Annotated in this window: 15 protein-coding genes; 6 read left to right on the top strand and 9 right to left on the bottom strand. The window is 76.2% G+C overall.

All coding sequences use genetic code 11. The annotated features are described in order from the left end of the window. Positions 1-46: 46 nt before the first annotated feature. The 4 genes from ACFYYT_RS21670 to ACFYYT_RS21655 form a co-directional block, all read right to left on the bottom strand. On the bottom strand, positions 47-322 hold the full coding sequence (locus tag ACFYYT_RS21670; RefSeq protein WP_351831517.1) for a hypothetical protein: 276 nt from the start codon (positions 320-322) through the stop codon (positions 47-49). Positions 323-589: 267 nt separating this feature from the next. After that, entirely contained in the window at positions 590-1423 is an 834-nt protein-coding gene (locus tag ACFYYT_RS21665) for a LytTR family DNA-binding domain-containing protein (protein ID WP_351826750.1), read from the bottom strand. Positions 1424-1521: 98 nt separating this feature from the next. Continuing rightward, positions 1522-2478: an SCO0930 family lipoprotein gene (locus ACFYYT_RS21660; RefSeq protein WP_351826751.1), complete on the bottom strand. Its 957-nt coding sequence runs from the start codon at positions 2476-2478 to the stop codon at positions 1522-1524. Between the two features lie 117 nt (positions 2479-2595). Continuing rightward, positions 2596-3621, bottom strand: a complete 1026-nt coding sequence (locus ACFYYT_RS21655; RefSeq protein WP_351826752.1) for a GDSL-type esterase/lipase family protein — start codon at positions 3619-3621, stop codon at positions 2596-2598. 352 nt (positions 3622-3973) lie between these two features. Between ACFYYT_RS21655 and ACFYYT_RS21650 the strand changes: the two genes are divergently transcribed. From ACFYYT_RS21650 to ACFYYT_RS21640, 3 genes are all read left to right on the top strand, one after another. Continuing rightward, positions 3974-5428: an amino acid transporter gene (locus ACFYYT_RS21650; RefSeq protein WP_351826753.1), complete on the top strand. Its 1455-nt coding sequence runs from the start codon at positions 3974-3976 to the stop codon at positions 5426-5428. A gap of 10 nt (positions 5429-5438) precedes the next feature. Further along, on the top strand, positions 5439-5894 hold the full coding sequence (locus ACFYYT_RS21645) for an Lrp/AsnC family transcriptional regulator (protein WP_007262967.1): 456 nt from the start codon (positions 5439-5441) through the stop codon (positions 5892-5894). Between the two features lie 73 nt (positions 5895-5967). Next, entirely contained in the window at positions 5968-10611 is a 4644-nt protein-coding gene (locus ACFYYT_RS21640; RefSeq protein ID WP_351826754.1) for a hypothetical protein, read from the top strand. Positions 10612-10650: 39 nt separating this feature from the next. On the opposite strand, the gene ACFYYT_RS21635 is transcribed toward ACFYYT_RS21640, so the two are convergent. The 5 genes from ACFYYT_RS21635 to ACFYYT_RS21615 all read right to left on the bottom strand — a co-directional run bounded on the left by ACFYYT_RS21635 (position 10651) and on the right by ACFYYT_RS21615 (position 14651). After that, positions 10651-10947: a WhiB family transcriptional regulator gene (locus ACFYYT_RS21635; RefSeq protein WP_351826755.1), complete on the bottom strand. Its 297-nt coding sequence runs from the start codon at positions 10945-10947 to the stop codon at positions 10651-10653. Positions 10948-11031: 84 nt separating this feature from the next. Next, positions 11032-12399 (bottom strand): NtaA/DmoA family FMN-dependent monooxygenase, encoded by a 1368-nt coding sequence (locus ACFYYT_RS21630; protein WP_351826756.1) that lies wholly within the window; start codon positions 12397-12399, stop codon positions 11032-11034. A gap of 51 nt (positions 12400-12450) precedes the next feature. Next, entirely contained in the window at positions 12451-13626 is a 1176-nt protein-coding gene (locus tag ACFYYT_RS21625) for an LLM class flavin-dependent oxidoreductase (RefSeq protein WP_351826757.1), read from the bottom strand. Positions 13627-13690: 64 nt separating this feature from the next. Further along, positions 13691-13825 (bottom strand): hypothetical protein, encoded by a 135-nt coding sequence (locus ACFYYT_RS21620; protein WP_362861649.1) that lies wholly within the window; start codon positions 13823-13825, stop codon positions 13691-13693. An 82-nt stretch (positions 13826-13907) separates the two neighbouring features. Continuing rightward, positions 13908-14651, bottom strand: coding sequence for a GNAT family N-acetyltransferase (locus ACFYYT_RS21615; protein ID WP_351826759.1), 744 nt, complete (start codon positions 14649-14651; stop codon positions 13908-13910). A gap of 148 nt (positions 14652-14799) precedes the next feature. Here ACFYYT_RS21615 and ACFYYT_RS21610 point away from each other — a divergent pair, with 148 nt between their 5' ends. From ACFYYT_RS21610 to ACFYYT_RS21600, 3 genes are all read left to right on the top strand, one after another. Further along, complete coding sequence (locus ACFYYT_RS21610) at positions 14800-14898, top strand: putative leader peptide (protein WP_351826760.1); 99 nt, start codon at positions 14800-14802, stop codon at positions 14896-14898. 609 nt (positions 14899-15507) lie between these two features. Continuing rightward, positions 15508-16137 (top strand): cell envelope biogenesis protein OmpA, encoded by a 630-nt coding sequence (locus tag ACFYYT_RS21605; protein WP_351826761.1) that lies wholly within the window; start codon positions 15508-15510, stop codon positions 16135-16137. Between the two features lie 144 nt (positions 16138-16281). Next, positions 16282-17082 carry a carbon-nitrogen hydrolase family protein gene (locus ACFYYT_RS21600; protein ID WP_351826762.1) on the top strand — a complete coding sequence of 267 codons (801 nt, stop codon included), beginning with the start codon at positions 16282-16284 and terminating at the stop codon, positions 17080-17082. The last annotated feature ends 10 nt before the right edge of the window (positions 17083-17092 follow it).

Raw genomic sequence — 17092 nt, 5'->3', positions numbered from 1 at the left:
GTACGCAGGCCCCCGCCCCCGGCAACAGGCGCGATCCGGGCGGCGGTCAGCGGGCCGGATCGTGGTGCCGGGCGCAGTCGCGCAGGGCGATCTCCAGCTCCACGTACGACTCCTCCGCCCGGCGGAACGCCAGCGTCAGGGCCGCCTCCACGCGGGGCGGCAACTGGCCGCGGGTGCCTTCCTGGGCCTCGTAGAGGACCTCGGCCCAGCGGGCGGCCGCGCTGCGCAGCCGGGCGAGCAGGACCTCGGCCTCGGCGGGACCGGCGGCCCGGGTCCGGGGCAGACCGCTCAGCGCGTCCAACAGCGCCTGGATCTCGGACATTCAGCTCCTCCCCGGCCGGAAGATCCACGATACGCGCGGCCCGCGCCCGGGGCGGGCGGTCGCGCCGCCGCTGCGGCCGACGGCCCCGGTGGATCGCCGTACGCGGGCTCCGGCGCGACGAACGGTGCTCCGGTACGCCGGACGGTCGCCCGGGCGGGCGGACCGGCGGGCCGGGCACGGCGGACGGCGGCCCCCGGGGGCGCCGGTGCGGCGGGGGCGGCGGGGGCGGGCGGGTGCCCGGCCGCGCTCCGGGGGCGGCCGGAGGGTTCAGCCCGTCGCCTGGCGCATCAGCAGGTCCCGGAGTTCGCGCGCGTGGCGGCGGCTGACCTGGAGTTCGGCCGGGCCCACGCGGACGCTCGTGGTGCCCGCGTCGATCCGCAGCTCGTCGATCCGGCCCAGCGCCACCAGGTGGCGCCGGTGGATGCGGACGAACCCGCGGGACGCCCAGCGGTCCTCCAGCGTGGACAGCGGGATCCGCACCAGGTGGCTGCCCTCGTCGGTGTGCAGCCGGGCGTAGTCGCCCTGGGCCTCCACGTACGCGATGTCCGCGATGGCCACGAAGCGGGTGACGCCGCCCAGTTCGACCGCGATCTGCTCCGGCGCCCGCTCGGCGGCGGCGGTGGCGGCCGCGGCGGCGGTGGTGGCGGGGGCCGCGCCGGCCGGTTCCGCCTCCGGCTCCGGTCCGGGCCGCGCCGGAGCCCCGTCGGGCCGCTCCAGCAGCGCGCACGCCCGCCGCACCGCCTCCGCCAGCCGCTCCGGCCGTACGGGCTTGAGCACGTAGTCCACCGCCTTGAGGTCGAAGGCCTGGACGGCGAAGCCCTCGTGGGCGGTGACGAACACGATCAGCGGCGGCCGGGCGAACCCGGCCAGCAGCCGGGCGATGTCCAGCCCGGTCAGCCCGGCCATCTGGATGTCCAGGAACACCACGTCGATGCCCTCCGGCCCGTCCGGACCGCTCTCCAGCGCCAGCGTGACGCGGCGCAGCGCCCCGGTGGCGTCCGACGCGCCCTCCGCGCTGCGCACCCGCGGGTCGGAGCGCAGCAGGTAGAGGAGTTCCTCCAGGAGCGGCTTCTCGTCGTCGACGGCCAGTACGCGCAGCATGGGGGTCACTGTAGGCAACGGGGCGGCCGCGGGGAACGGTGCGCGGCCCCCGCCCGGGGGGAGGGGGGCGGGGGCCGCGCGGACCGGGGAGGGAGCGGCTACTGGACGGTGATGAGCTTGCCGTCGGGGGCGACGGCGTACCAGGTGCCGCCCACGCCCTGGCCGTTGGTGTCGCCGGCCTTCTTGTCGCCGGTGAAGGTGTAGACGGGCCAGCAGTTCACGGTCTGCTGCTTCTTGCCGTCCGGGCGGTCGAGGACCAGGTAGTTCTTCTCGATGATGCCCTTGGCGTTGGCCTTGTCCACCGGCGGTACGACCGGCCACTTGGCGACGCAGTCGCCCTCGCACTTGGAGACCATCGGCCAGGCGGTGTCGGGCTTGAAGCGGTAGACGGTCATGCCGTTGCCGTCGACGATGTGCTCGCCCAGCCTGGCGTCCTTGGCGACGGTCAGGGCGCCGGCGGTCTGGCCCGCGCCGGCGGGGGCGCCGGCGGGCGCGGCCGCGGGCTTCGCGGCCTTCTTGCCGTCGGGGGCGAGCGCGAACCAGGTGCCGCCGACGCCCTGCCCGTTCAGGTCGCCCGCCTTGGTGTCCTTGGCGAAGCGGTACGCGGGCCAGCCGGCCACCGTCAGCTGCTTGCCGCCGTCCTTGCGGACCACCTCGCCGAGCAGGGACGGGTCCATGCCGGTCGCCGCGGCCGCGTCGCCCGCCGGGACCGCGGGCCAGGCCTTGGCGCAGTCGCCGTCGCAGTTCGAGGTGGGCGGCTTGGCGGTGTCCTTGTCGAAGCGGTACAGGGTCAAGCCGGCGCCGTCGGTCAGGACCGAGCCGAGCCGGTCGGTGGCGGCGATCGTCAGCTGTCCGGCGGAGGCGCCCGCGGCGCCCGCGCCGTTCTGGGGGGTCTTCTCGCTGCCGTAGGGGTCGGAGGCGGGGGCCTGGGCGTCGGCGACGGCGCCGGCCGGCTTGGCCGCGTCGGCCGCCTTGTCGGCCCCGCCGCAGGCGGTGGCCGCGAGGGCGACGACGACCGCGACCGCTGCCAGGGAAGTTCCGCGCTTGATACCCATGTTGATCTCTCCCACGTGTGGTGTCCGCCGGGTCCGCCGTCGGTGGCCCGGCAACTTGTGCAGGACACGGGGCCGCGGGCCCGCCGCGTTCAGTGGGAGCGGTATGAGCTGTTTCACTCAGCCGGCGTCGAACCCGGCCCGCCGGGCGGCCGTGACCACAGCGAGGCCGAGGACCCGGTGCCCGGCGTCGTTGGGGTGCAGTCCGTCCGCGAGGTGCCCGGGCTCCAGCAGCCCGCGGCCCGGGAGCAGCGCGAGGCGGTCGTCCCCGGCGCCGATCCGGTCCCGGACGGCCCGCTCCATGGCGTCGCGCAGAGCCCCCAGGGTGGCGCCCAGGCGGTTCGGGGTGCGTTCGGCGTCCGGGCGCAGCAGGGGCGACAGGAGCAGCAGGGGGGTCCGGGGGTGGCCCTGGCGGACGAGGTCGAGGAATGTGCGTGTGGTCTCGTACAGCAGGGGGGCGGTGTAGGGCACGCGGGACCAGCAGTTCGTGCCGAAGGCGAGGGTGAGGGCGTCGGCGCGCAGGGTGGCGAGCTGTTCGGCGGTGGCGAGCTCCCCGCGGGCGGCGCCCGCGTAGCCGAGGTTCACGGTGTCCCAGCCCAGGGCCCGCCCCGCGACGGCGGGCCAGCCGTGCGCGGGCCGGGTGGACCACCAGCCCTCGGTGATGGAGTCGCCGTGCACCACCCAGCGGGGGGCCGCGGGGGCCGGGGCGAGCGGGCCGCCGATCCCGCGCAGGCCGAGGACCAGCGGGGACTGCGCCTCGGGCGGGTACAGCACGAAGGGGCCGCCCGCCGCCCCGCCGCCCCGGGGCAGCTCCAGGCGTACGACGGACTCCGTCGCGGGCTCGGTGAACACCTCGGTGAGCAGCCCGTGGCGGTTCCACAGGGCGAAGCCGTGCGCGAGGTCGCGCAGCGCGTCGGTGGGGCCGGGGACGGTGGCCCGGTAGCGGACCTCCACCGCGTGCGCCGGGCCGGCGGTGAACTCCAGCCGGACCCCGATGGGCAGGGTGGCGCGCTCGCCGGTGTCCCAGGGCAGCCGCATGGTGTCGGCCGGATCGGCGCGCACGGGGCGGCCCTCGTCCAGCCAGGCGACCCCGCGCAGGAAGGGCCCGGGGTCCAGCCACCGCTCGTCGGACTGCGTCGGCCCCACTGATCGCCTCCGGTCCTCGGGTACAGGGGAGGAGAGGCACGCTGCGCCATGCCTGACGTGGTGTCAAGAACGGGGGTCGAGGGAGGCCTGCGCAGTGATCGATCATCTGTGCGCAACGAACGGCCATCCCGGACAGATCCGCGCAATGATCGTTCGCCAATGTGCAAGGATGGTGCATTACGGGCGGTATCACTCAGCTCGTAGGCTCACTCGCTGTACGTGGAGTGGCGCGGACCGCCTGCTCGGCGGTCCCCCCATGCCCAGGCAGGGCTCACCCCTGCCTGTGAACTGCTCCGGACCGCTGCGGTCGACGCCTGACAGTCCCCATCCGCAGTGTCAAAGGAGTCCCTTCGTGCTCGATCACGGCCAGGCGCCACCGCTCACGTCCGAGCCCCGCAAGCCCGCCCACCCCCTGCTGCGCCGCAAGCCCGTGGAGAAGCTGGTCGCCGAGGGCGGCCAGGGCGAGGGCGGCACGCTGCGCCGCTCGCTCACCATGTGGCAGCTGACGATGATCAGCATCGGCGCCACCCTGGGCACCGGCATCTTCGTCGTCCTCGGCGAGGCCGCCCCCAAGGCCGGCCCGGCGGTCACGATCTCCTTCATCATCGCGGGCCTGACCGCGCTGTTCTCGGCCCTGTCCTATGCCGAGCTGGCCGGTTCCGTGCCGGTCTCCGGCTCCTCGTACTCGTACTCGTACGCGACCATGGGCGAGTTCATCGCCTGGATCTGCGGCTGGTGCCTGGTCCTGGAGTACGCCGTCTCCGTCGCGGCCGTCGCCGTCGGCTGGGGCCAGTACCTCAACGAACTGCTCGACGGGACCATAGGCGTCACCCTGCCCCAGAGCATCTCCGCCCCGATGGGCGAGGGCGGCTTCATCAACCTGCCGTCGCTGGTCGTGGTCCTGCTCGCCATGGTCTTCCTGATGCGCGGCGCCAAGGAGAGCGCCACGATCAACTCGATCATGGTCGCGGTGAAGATCGTCACGCTGCTGCTCTTCATCGGCATCGGCGTCATGGGCATCAAGTCCGGCAACTACACGCCGCTCGCGCCGCTCGGCGTCACCGGCATCAGCGCCGCCGCCTCCACGCTCTTCTTCTCCTACATCGGCTTCGACGCCGCCTCCACCGCCGGTGAGGAAGCCAAGAACCCGAAGAAGGACCTGCCGCGCGCGATCATGCTCTCGCTGGGCATCGTCACCATCCTCTACGTCCTGGTCGCCTTCGTCGCCGTCGGCGCCATGCCGTGGCAGGACTTCGAGGGCACCGAGGCCGCGCTCGCCCAGATCATGACCAACGTCACCGGCCACAGCTTCTGGGGCGTCGTCCTCGCCGCCGGCGCCGTCGTCGCCATCGCCTCCGTCGTCTTCGCCGTCCTCTACGGACAGACCCGCATCCTCTTCGCGATGTCCCGCGACGGCCTCGTCCCCAAGGTCTTCGCCAAGGTCGACGAGAAGTCCGGCGCCCCCCGCGCCAACGTGGTCATCGTCTCCCTCTTCTGCGGTGCGCTCGCCGCGTTCATCCCCCTGGGCGAACTGGCCAACGCCACCAGCATCGGCACGCTCTTCGCCTTCGCCCTGGTCAACGTCGCCGTCGTGATCCTGCGCCGCACCAAGCCCGACCTGCCCCGCACCTTCAAGGTGGCGCTGTTCCCGGTCACGCCGATCCTCGGCTTCCTCGCCTGCGCCTACATGATGTACAGCCTGCCCGTCGCCACGTGGGTCGCCTTCGGTGGCTGGATGGCCGTCGGCCTCGTGGTCTACTTCCTGTACGGCATCCGCCGCTCCACACTGGCCACAGCAGAGAAGTGATCCACCCGCAGTGCGACTGAACGATCTCGACGAACGCATCGTGCACGCCCTCGCCGAGGACGCCCGCCGCTCCTACGCGGACATCGGCTCCGAGGTCGGCCTCTCGGCCCCCGCCGTGAAGCGGCGCGTCGACCGGCTCCGCGCCGAAGGCGCCATCACCGGCTTCACGGTCCGTGTGGACCCCGCCGCGATGGGCTGGGAGACCGAGGGCTTCATCGAGATCTACTGTCGCCACAACACCTCGCCGGACGACATCCGGCGAGGACTGGAGCGGTACCCCGAGGTGGTGTCCGCGTCGACCGTCACCGGCGACGCGGACGCCCTCGTCCAGGTCTTCGCCTCCGACATGCGCCACTTCGAGCGGGTGCTGGAACGCATCGCGGGCGAGCCCTTCGTGGAACGGACCAAATCCGTCCTCGTCCTCTCGCCGCTCCTGCGCCGCTTCACCTCGGGCGCCCCGGCCTGACGGCCCCGGCCTGACGGCCCCGGGCCCCGGTGCGGCCGACGGGTTGTCAGCGCCGCGTGCCAGGATCGCCGGCATGAAGATCCAGATCCGGCCGCCGGCCGATCCGCACGTCTCGACCGTCTACCCGGACTGGGCCGCCGCGCACGACCCCGCCCGGGCCGCGGAGGCCGCAGCGCTCTTCGAACTGGTCCGCGGCACCATCCACACCGCCCGTGAGAAGCCCGGCCGGTTCGTGGACGGCCTGGAACGGCGCGTGCGCGACCTGGAGCCCGCCCACCTGCCCTGGTTCTGGGACACCGTCGGGCACCGGCTGATCTCCTGGCACCGGCGCTCCGCCGCCCGCGCCTACACCCTGGCCCGCACGGCCGAACGCACCCACGCCCTGCCCGTCTACCCCGACTGGCACCGGGCCAACGTGCTGCTCCTGGCCCGCCACGGCGCCCTCCCCGCCTCCGAGACCGGCGCCCACCAGGCCTGGCTGGCCGCCACCCTCGACCCGGTCCCGGCGCACGAGGAGTTCGTACGGGTCCTGGAGGCGCTGGCCGCCTCGCCCGCCGGGCCGCCCGCCGACCTCGCCCGCCGCGTCCGCCTCTCCGCCCGCGCCGCCGGCCTCGCCGCCGCCGAGGACGCCCGGGTGCTCGGCGCCGTCCTCGGCGCCGCCCGCGGCAAGGACGTCCCCGACCGGCTCCTCGACGCCGTCACCCCCCTGCTCGCCGAGCACCCCCCGGCCGACGGCACCGCCGCCCTCCTCCTCGACCTGTTCCCCGAGTCCCGCGGCGACGCGAGCGCCTGGCTGCGGCTGCTCCTGGCCTGTGGCGCCGCCGACGCGGCCGCGGCCGGCCGGATCGACCCCGAAGGCGGCCCCGGCGGCTGGTTCGCCCGCTACACGCACCGCTTCGGGCACGTCCGCTCCGGCAGCGGCATCACGCGCCGGCCCCTGCCCGCGGAACTCTTCGAGCTGCTGACCCGCTGGGCCCCCCGGCTGCGCGCCGCCGCCACCCCGCTGCGCCTGCACGAGGACCGCTACCGCCACCCCGGGCTCGACGCCGACCTGCTCGACGCCTGCCTCGCCGAGGGCATCGCCGTCGAGGACCCCGGACCCGCCGTGCGCCTGTACTTCTGGGACGGCGACTCCCGGCGCGACCTCAAGGCCCTCGCCGCCGACCCCGTCTTCGGCCCCCGCCTGGAGGGCACCGTCCACCAGGCCCTGCGCGGCGGCGGCAGCGCCATCACCCGCCTGCCCCGGAACGCGGGCATCACCGCCGAGGTGCACGGCCGCGTCGAGGGCCTGCTCGCCGCCCTGCGCGGCGGCGGCCTCGCCGCCGCCGACGAGGCCGTGGAGGAACTGCGCACCCTGCTGGACCGCCCGACCGCCCGCGCCCTGGACGGCATCGAGGAGGCCCTCGGTGCCCTCGACCTCACCGGCCCCCTCGGCCGCGCCCTGCGCGCGGGACTCCCCGAGGAATGGGCCTGGCCCGCCCTCGAAGAGGCCGTCGCCGAGCTGGGCGGCCCCGACCGGGTCGTCGGCGTGACCAGTACCTGGCCCGTCCTGACCGTCTACGGCCCGGACCGCGCCATCGCCGTCGACCACGCGGGCCCGCGCGCCTCCTGCGCGTTCCGGGTCCCGCCGGGCGCGGCCCCGCAGGCCGACGCCGGAGCCGCCGACGCCGGAGCCGACCCCGCCGACGCCGCGCCCGCGCTCGCCGTGCACTACGCCGGCGGGCAGTTCCTCGTCTCCTGGAGCAGCGCCCCCCAGGGCACCTTCGGGGACCGCGCCTTCTGGACCGACCGCCCCGACGAGGTCTTCGAGCCCGCGGACAAGCTCGGCCTGCGCCGCTACGGCGGCATGATCCAGGGCGGCCTCGGCTACCAGTTCGCCACCCCGGACGGCACCGGCCGCCACGACGGCGTGCGCGTCCTGCGCCCCGGCGACCGCGAGGGCATCTCCCCGCACGAGGTCCAGATGAGCGACGGCCACCACCACTGGAGCGCCGAGACCTTCTGCCGCTGGGGCAGCTGGACCCGCGTCGACCCCGCCACCGGCGAGCCCGGCACCGACCGCACCCCGCCCGCCTTCCACACCGCCGCCCCCGTCCCGCCCGGCCACGAACTCTTCGGGGACCTCCAGACCCTCGCCGTCCTGCCCCCCGGCGCGCCGCGCTCCCCGCTCGGCCAGGACGGCCGCCTCGCCGGCTTCCGCGTCCTCAACCGCACCCCCTACGCCGGCCCCTCGCCCCGGGAGTTCCTGCTCCAGGGCGCCGACGGCCGCAGCGCCGCCTACCGCAGCCGCCGCCTCGGCCGCCGCCCCTGGGCGGTCCTGCGGATGCCCCGGGGCGGCGAGGACGCTGTCCTGGCCGGCCAGGAGACCATCCGCTGCCACGCCGCCGAGGACAATTCCCTGCTCTGGCAGGTCCAGGGCTTCCCCGGCTCCGGGCGCCGCCGCGTCCCCGGCTTCGGGGACGGCGCCGGACCCGTCCCGCCGCCCGCCTTCTGGCACTTCCTGACCCCCCGCGACGAAGCCTCCTCCACCGCCCTGCGCGCCGTCGCCGACCCCGCCGTACGGGACCTCCTCGACGCCGCCGCGAGCGGGGACGCCCCGCCGCGGCTGCCCGCCGCCCTCGAACCCCGCATCGCCGAAGGGGTCGCCCGAGCCGCCCGCCTCGCCGCCGACGTGCTGCGCCGCCGCCGGGCCCTGTCCCGCCGGGTCGCCGCCCTGCGCGCCGCACCGGCCGTGTCGCTGCGCACCGAAGTCCCCGACACCGTCCTCGCCCCCGCCCTGTACGGACTGCTGCCCGAGCACCGCCGCCACCAGGGACCGGCGCCCCAGCCGCAGCCCGCCCTGCTCACCGCCGTCGCCGCCGACGGCCGTCACCTGCGCGGGGAGATCGACGAGGAGACCCGCCGTCTCGCCCGGCCCGCCGAACCGGCCCCCTGGGAGCCCCTGGTGGGCCGGATCGGCGCCGTCGCCTGGCGGGCCTGCGCCGCCACCACCCCCGACGGCGAACGGGCGGCCCTCGCCGCCCTGCTGGGCACCTGGAGCGGGCAGCCGTTCGCCGAGCCGGGCAGCGCCTGGCGCACCGGCCGGGCGGCCCCGGAGGCCCTGGCCGCCGTCCGCGCCGCCGGCCACCCGATCGCCTCCGGCGCCGGAACGGGCAGGGCCTGGTTCCTCCAGCGGGCGGCCGACCCGGCACCCGCCGGCGCCGAGGACTGCGAGAGCCTCACCGTCGACGCGGACGACGCCGCACGCCTGCCCCGGCTGCTGGAACTGCTCGCCGAGCGGGGACCGTTGACGCAGACGCCCGCCGCCCGGGAGGCCTTCGCCCGGCTCACCGGCGTACGCGGCCCCGTCGCCGCCCTGGTCCTCGCCGGTTTCCCGGGCCGCGACCACCACGGCGAGCACCAGCGCCTGCTGGCCGGGCCCCCGTACAAGGCCACCAAGGCCGTGATCGGCACCTACGACGAGTTCTGCCGCACCCTCGGTGCCGCCGGACGCCGGGCGGTCCTCGCCGCGGGCCTGCCGCAGGACCCCGCCGAACTGTGGGAGCCCGCCGGCCTGACCGCCGCGGCCGAACGGATGGGCGCCGCCTGGGCCGGGCTGCTCGGAGCCCGGGAACACACCGACGAGGAACTGGCCGCCGCCCTGGAGGCCGAGCTGGGCCTGCACGAGCGCTGGGCCCGCAGCCTGCCCGCCGGCCGCGCCCCGGCCGAGGAGCCCTTCGGCGAGGCCGGCTTCGTCCTCGCCGGCAGCCGCCAGGGCGGCCTGCACCTGCACCACGCCCGGGCGGACGGCGCCGCCGGGCCGTGGATCCCCGGGGCCGCGCCCGCCCACCGCACGGCCGCCTCCGTGATCGCCTGGGCGCTGACCGAACGCCCCGTCGCCGACCCCGCGCACCGGGGGGCCCTGGCCCTGCACCGGCGGCTGCGCGAGCAGCTCGCGGACCCCGGCGCGCTGATCCCCGTAGGGACCCTGCCGGAGCTGGGGCGGTCGGTGGCCGGGGACCCCGCCTTCACCCCGTACCGGGGGACGGTGCTGCCGTGCCCGCGGCCGCTGCCGGACGGCGTCGTCCCCGCCACGGTCCACGACGACGGGACCTTCGTCGTGGCCGCGCCCTCGGGCGACGCCTTCGTCCGGGCGGCCGCCCTGACCGCCCCGGGCACGGCCGAGCGGGCCGCCGAGGTGTGCGGGACCGGGACCCGGGCCTGGCTCCTGCGCGACCTGCTGCGCACGGTCCGGCTGCTGGAATGCCTCGACCGGCTGGCGGCCCGCGCGGCGGACACCCCCGTGCCCGCGGGCGGATACGAGAGCGACCCCTCGCTCAGCGCGCCCGGCCTGGTCGGCGAGGTCTCCGGCACGCTCGGGGTCGGCGCGGACGCGGCCGCCCTGTACCTCCAGCTGCTGGCCCTGGCCCGGCCCACCGACCGGTGCGTCCGCCGCTGGAACGGCTGGACGGCGGCCCGGCACAAGGCCGCCCGGGCGGAACTGGAGGCGGCCGGGGCCGTGGTGGCCGGCAAACGGGCCCGCGCGGGCCGCACCGCCTTCGCGCCGGGCGAGTGGACGGACCTGAAGGCCCCGCACCTGCCGCTGGAAACGGCCAAACTCGAAAGCCACCTGGCGTGGGCGGCGGGCAAGAACCTGTACGCGCCGATGCTGCGGCTGCTCGCGCCGCTGCCCCCGCACGAACTGTTCGCCCGCGCCTGGGAGGCGGCGAGGCCGTAGCCGAGGGGAGGGGCGCCGGCGGGAGGGGCGCCTGCGGCGTTACACCGCCACGCGCCGGGCCGGGGCACCGCTGAGCAGCCGGCGCCGCTCCTCCTCCGTCAGCCCGCCCCACACCCCGAACGGCTCGCGGGTGCTCAGCGCGTGCTCCAGGCAGGCCGTCCGCACCGGACAGCCGGCGCAGACCCGCTTCGCGGCCTCGTCCCGCCCCTCGCGGTCGTCGCCCCGCTCCCCGGCGGGGTGGAAGAAGCGTCCGGGGCCCAGGCCCCGGCAGGCCGCGCGCGCCTGCCACTGCCAGTGCCGGGGTCCGGCGCCGGGCTGGCGGGAGACGTCGTTCATGGCAGTTCCCTTCCGTAGGCTTCGTCGCTCCTCCCGCGTGTGACCGCGAGGCGCGCCCCGAAACCCCGGATCCGGTGCTCCTCGTCAGGAACCGGTGGGAGCCGTCACCGCGGGCACGGCCAGTCCCAAGTGGTCGCGCAGGGTGGGCCCCTCGTACTCGCGCCGGAAGACGCCCCGCTCCTGGAGCAGCGGTACGACCGTGTCCGCGAAGGCGTCCAGGCCGCCGGGCGTCAGGTGGGGGACGAGGATGAACCCGTCGGCCGCGTCCCGCTGGACCAGATCGTCGATGGCCGCGGCGACGGTGGCGGGCGAACCGACGAAGGACGGGCGTCCGGTGGTCTCGATGACCAGCTCGCGGATCGACAGCTGCCGGGCGGCGGCCAGCTCCCGCCACTCCTTGGCCGTGGCCAGGGGGTCGCGGAACATGCGGACGCTGGCCCGGCCCAGGGCGATCGTGTTCTCCCCGGGGTCCGGGTCGATCTCCGGGAGCGGGCCGTCCGGGTCGTACGCGGACAGGTCCCGGTTCCAGACGTGCTCCAGGTACTTGATCGCCGTGGCCCCGCTGACCTGCGCGAACCGTACCTCGCGGGCCTGTTCGGCGGCGTCGGCGTCGGTGTCGCCGAGGACGAAGGTGGCCGCGGGCAGGATCTTCAGCTCGTCCGGGGTGCGGCCGTACCGGGCCAGCCTGCCCTTGACGTCGGCGTAGAAGGCCCGCCCCTCCTCCAGGGTGGCGTACCGGCCGAAAACGGCGTCGGCCCCGGCCGCGGCGAACTCCCGGCCCTCGTCCGAATCACCCGCCTGGAAGATCACCGGGCGGCCCTGGGGGCTGCGCGGCACGTTGAACCGGCCCGCGATGTCGAACTGCCGTCCCCGGTGGACGAAGGCGCCCGCGCCCGCGTCCCGCAGGAAGACCCCGCTCACCGGATCGGCGAGGATCTCGCCGCCGTCCCAGGAGTCGAACAGCTCGTGGGCGGTGGCCAGGAACTCCCGCGCCCGCTCGTAGCGGTCCTCGCGCGCCAGGAAGCCGCCCCGGCGGAAGTTCTCCCCGGTGAAGGCGTCCCAGGAGGTCACCACGTTCCAGGCGGCCCGGCCGCCGGAGAGGTGGTCGAGCGTGGCGAACTGCCGGGCCACCTCGTACGGCTCGTTGAAGGTGGAGCTGATCGTGCCGGTCAGCCCCAGGTGCTCGGTCACGGCGGCCAGCGCGGCCAGCACGGTGAAGGTGTCGGGCCGGCCGACCACGTCCAAGTCGTAGATCCGGCCGCCCTGTTCGCGCAGCCGCAGCCCCTCGGCCAGGAACAGGAAGTCGAACCGGGCGCGCTCGGCGGTCCGGGCGAAGTGGACGAACGAGTCGAAGTCGATGTGGCTGCCCGCCTCCGGATGGCTCCACACGGTGGTGTTGTTGACCCCGGGGAAGTGCGCGGCCAGGTGGATCTGCTTGAGCGGCTTGCCCATGGCGGTACGTGTCCTCGCGTCGTGTCGTATCGGGTCCTGCGGGCGCGGCGCTCAGGCGGCGGGCCGGGCGTACCGGTTCGCGGGGCGGGGCAGCCCCAGCAGGCCGCGGAGCGAGGAGGCCTCGTAGGAGCGCCGGAAGACCCCGCGCCGCTGGAGTTCGGGCACCAGGCCGCGGGTGATCGCCGGGAGGTCGTGCGCCAGCACCCCCGGGCGCAGCCGGAACCCGGAGAGGCCGGCCCGCCGCCAGTCCAGCAGCAGGTCCGCGAGCTGTCCCGGGGTGCCCGCGAAGAGCAGCGCGTCGCCGGAGTACGCCGACCCGTGGACGGAGTCCAGCCGCTGGAGCCGCCGGGTCGCGGCCGCGGGGCCGGAGTCGAGGAAGACGGTCAGCTCCCCGAACACGTGCAGCGGGCTCCCGGCCGTGCCCGCCTCCTCCTGGGCGGCGCGGATCCCGGCCACGGCGGCGCGCGCCTGGCCGGCGTCCCTCGGGGTCACGTAGCCGACGTCGGCGCCCCGGGCGAGCAGCGGGTAGCCGGCCGGGTCCGGCGCGAGCGCGCTGACCGGCGGCTGGCCCTGCGGGGGGCGGGGGGTGATGGAAGGGCCCCGGACCCGGAAGTGCGGGCCCTCGAAGTCGACGGGATGCAGCTTGTCCCGGTCGACGAAGCGGCCCGTGGCCACGTCCCGGATCTCGGCGTCGTCCTCCCAGCTGTCCCACAGCCGCCGTACCACCTCCACGTGGTCGCCCGCCTCGGCGAGCAGCGCACCGGCCGGCTCCAGCGGGTCGCGGCGGCCGAAGTGGCGTGCCTCGTCGGGGCGTTCGGAGATCTGCACGCGCAGGCCTGCCCGGCCGCGGCTGACGTGGTCCAGCGTGGCCACGGCCTTCGAGACGTGGAAGGGCTCGGTGTGGGTGGTGCTCACGCTCGGCACCAGGCCGATGTGCCGGGTCAGTGGGGCGACCCGGGCGGCCACCAGCACCGCGTCGAGCCGGCCGCGCACCAGGTCGGTGCGGCCGTCGGCCTCGGAGGGGTCGGTGGACTGCAGGCCGAGCGCGTCCTCGAAGGTGACGAAGTCCAGCAGGCCCGACTCGGCCTCGGCGACCGTGTCGGCCCAGTACCGGGCCGTGGTCAACTCGGCCGGGCGGGCCCCCGGTTCGCGCCAGGCGGCCGGGTGCCAGCCGGCGCCTTCGAGGGCGACGGCCAGGTGGACCGGGGCGGTTTCGGATGCGGGCACGGCGGCGCCGCCTTCCTGATCGGGGCGGGCCGGCGCGGCGGACGCCGCGGCGGCGGGGGCGTGATCAGGGGGGACAGAGCGAGGCGCAGACCCGCTGGAGGTCGATGTGGGTGCGGGCGTACAGGCGCACCGCGCGGCGCGGGGCGAACACGGGAGCCGGACGGAGGGCGGGACGACCGCTGATCTGCAACGTGTTCACCGCCACGGCCCTCTCGCCTCCGTCCGTGCTCCCGTTCCCACGACGCTACGGGAGACTCCGGCGGCACTCAATGAACCCTGTGTTAAGCCGTGTTACGGCCGTCCGCGGGGGCCGCCGGGGCCGCGGAGGCCGCGGGGGTGCGCACGCCGATGAAGACCGGCTCGCGGCGCAGGGTGAACCCCATCGCCTCGTACAGCCGGACGGCGCCGGTGTTCTCGGCCGCCGCGTGCAGGAAGGGGGCTTCCCCGCGGTCCCGGATCCCGGCCGCGACCGCCCGGATCAGCCGCCCCGCCAAGCCCTTGCCCCGGTGGTCGGGGTGGGTGCAAACGGCGCTGATCTCCGTCCAGCCGGGCGGATGCATGCGCTCCCCGGCCATCGCGACGAGCCGGCCCTCGTGCCGGATGCCGAGGTACGTGCCGAGCTCGACGGTGCGCGGGAGGAAGGGGCCCGGCTCGGTCAGCCGGACCAGCTCCGTCATCTCCGCGACGTCGGCGGGGCCGAGGCGGACGGCCTCCGGCGCGTGCTCGGCGCGCACGGCCCGGCCGTCGAGCTGGACGCCGGGGATGGTCATCACCGTGTCCCAGCCGGGCGGCGGGGCGGGCGGGAGGCCGGTCAGCCACACCGTCTCGCCGGGCCCGGCGAGAGCGGCGAGGTCCGCCCAGGAGGCGGGGTCGTGCGGATCGGCGAGGGCGGCGAACGGGTTCGCGGCGGGCAGGTAGCGGGCGGCGAGCCCGCCGGGGCCGGCCACGGCGAAGGCCTGGTGCGGGCCGGTCAGGGCCGCCCACACCGGGTTGTCGAGCGGGGCGGTGGGGTGGTCGGTGGGCATCGGGTGCGGGGATCCTCTCGTGGGGCGGGCAACGGCCGGTCCCCGCCGCCTTCTTGACGGCTCCGGCTCGGCGCCGTGAGACTGCGGGGGACAGCGTCGGCCAGGGGCAGGTTATGCCCCGCGGACAGCGGGGAGCAGGTCGATTTCCGTGACACCGGTCGAGCACGCGTCCCCGCGCCGCCGCTGGTGGCTGACCCGCCGCCTGCACATCGACCTGCTCCGCGTCGCGAGCGCCACCCCGCACTGACCCGCCCCCGGCCCGCCGCGCCCGGCGCCGTGTCGGGACGCACCGGTCCGTCTCCCGGCTCCGGCTCTGCGCCGCGCCGCGCCGCCGGCACTCCGGCTCCCGGCCCCGCGTCGGGCGTCGCGCTCCGGCTCCATGTGAGCGCCCCGCCCCGGGCCCTGCCCCGCGTCGGCTCGCGGGCGCTGGGTACCGGCTCCGCACCCGGTGCCGGGTGCTGAGCCCGCTTCCCGGGCCCGGTCCCGCACCGGGTGCCGGGCGCCGGCAGTCGGCCCTCGGTTCCGCGTCGGGCGCCGGGCGTCGGGCGCCGGGTTCCGGTTCGGCGTGGGCGTCGCGGCCCGGTGGCTGTCTCGCGCCGGGCGGTCACCGGCCCGTGCTCCGGCTCCGCGCCGGGTGCCGGGCCCGCGCCGGGTGCCGGGTGCCGGGTGCCGGGTGCCGGGGGGCCGGCTCTCGGGTCCGCGTCGGGTTCCGGGTCGCGGCCTCGTGCCGGGTGCGGGGCCGCAGCCGGGGCCCGGTCCGACGTGCTCCCGGCAGGGGCCCGGCGAAAGCGGCCGTTTCGAGATCGACCCACCCCCGGCCAGGGGAGTGGTCCACCACGCCCCCCGGAGGGTCACCGTGCTTCCGACCGTCATGCCCCGCACCACCCCCCTCCCCGCCCCGCGCGGCAGGATCGGGGCCGGCTTCCTGCCGGTGCCGTACCGCTACCACCTCTACCTCGCCGAAGGCTGTCCCCGGTCCCGCCGCGTCCGCACCGCCCTCGCGCTGCTCGGTCTCACCGGCTCCGTCGGCACCACCACCCTCGGCGCCCCCGCCGCCCTCGCCGCCCTGCGCCGGGCCTACGAGGCCGCCGGGCACCACTACGACGGCACCCTCGCCGTCCCCGCCCTCTGCGACACCTGGAGCGGCCGCGTCGTCAGCAACCACACCCCCGACATCCTCGACGACCTCGCCGTCCGCCTCGCCGGGCGCCCCGACCTGGCCCCGCCCGCCCCCGCCCCCTTCGCGCGGCCCCTGCGCACCCTGCTCGACGCGGATGCCCCGGCCGCCGCCCGGTCCGCCGCCCTCGGCCTGCTGGAACGGTGGCTCACCGTGCGCCCGTATGCTCTGGGGGGCCGTCCGACCGTCGCCGACGCGGACCTCTGGGTGGCCCTCCAGGACCCCGCCGTCCTGCCCGCCGCCGGCCCGCACCTGCGCGCGTACGTCCGCCGGCTGCGCGCCCATCCGGCCTTCGGAGCGGCCTCGTAACGCCTCGGCGCAACGAATCGTCGTACTTGCCTGAGAACACGCAACGAATCGATGCGCCCAGCGCAACGGTGACGGCTTGTCGCGGTCGAACGCGCGAACGTACCGTTTTACGACCCCCACCCCACCTGTCACAGAGGTACGCCCATGCCCCCGCTGCGCACCGCACTCCTCCAGAGCTCCGGACGGCTCGGCGACACCGCCGAGAACCTGAAGCGGCTCGACGAGGCAGCCGCGCGCGCCGCACAGGGCGGGGCCGGGCTCCTCGTGACCTCGGAGATGTTCCTGACCGGCTACGCGCTGGACCTCCAGGACATCCCCGGCATCGCCGAACCGGCCGACGGCCCGTCCGCCGTCGCCATCGGCGAGATCGCCCGCCGCCACGGGGTCGCCGTCCTGTACGGCTACCCCGAGCGCGCGGGCGAGGCGGTCTTCAACGCGGCGCAGCTCATCGGCCCCGACGGGACCGCGCTCGCCAACTACCGCAAGACCCACCTCTTCGGCTGCTTCGAACAGGACGCCTTCACCCCCGGCGACACCCCCGTCGTCCAGGCGGACCTCGGCGGGCTCCGCGTCGGCATCATGATCTGCTACGACGTCGAGTTCCCCGAGAACGTCCGGGCCCACGCCCTGGCCGGGACCGACCTCCTCCTGGTCCCGACCGCGCAGATGCACCCGTTCCAGTTCGTGGCCGAACAGCTGGTCCCCGTCAGGGCCTTCGAGAACCAGATGTACATCGCGTACGTCAACCGGACCGGCCCCGAGGGCGAGTTCGAGTTCGTCGGCCTCAGCTGCCTCGCCAACCCGGACGGAGTCACCCGCACCCGGGCCGGCCGCGGCGAGGAGCTGGTCTTCGGCGAGGCCGACCCGGAGCTGCTCGCCGCGTCGCGGGAGAACAACCCCTACCTGCGCGACCGCCGCCCCGGGCTCTACGCCTCCCTCGTCTGAGCCAGTACCG

The sequence above is a fragment of the Streptomyces sp. NPDC002032 genome (assembly GCF_042890765.1).
In the GTDB taxonomy this organism is placed as follows: Bacteria; Actinomycetota; Actinomycetes; order Streptomycetales; family Streptomycetaceae; genus Streptomyces.
The sequence above is the reverse complement of the archived record's forward strand: the minus strand, read 5'-3'. Positions and strand labels throughout refer to the sequence as shown.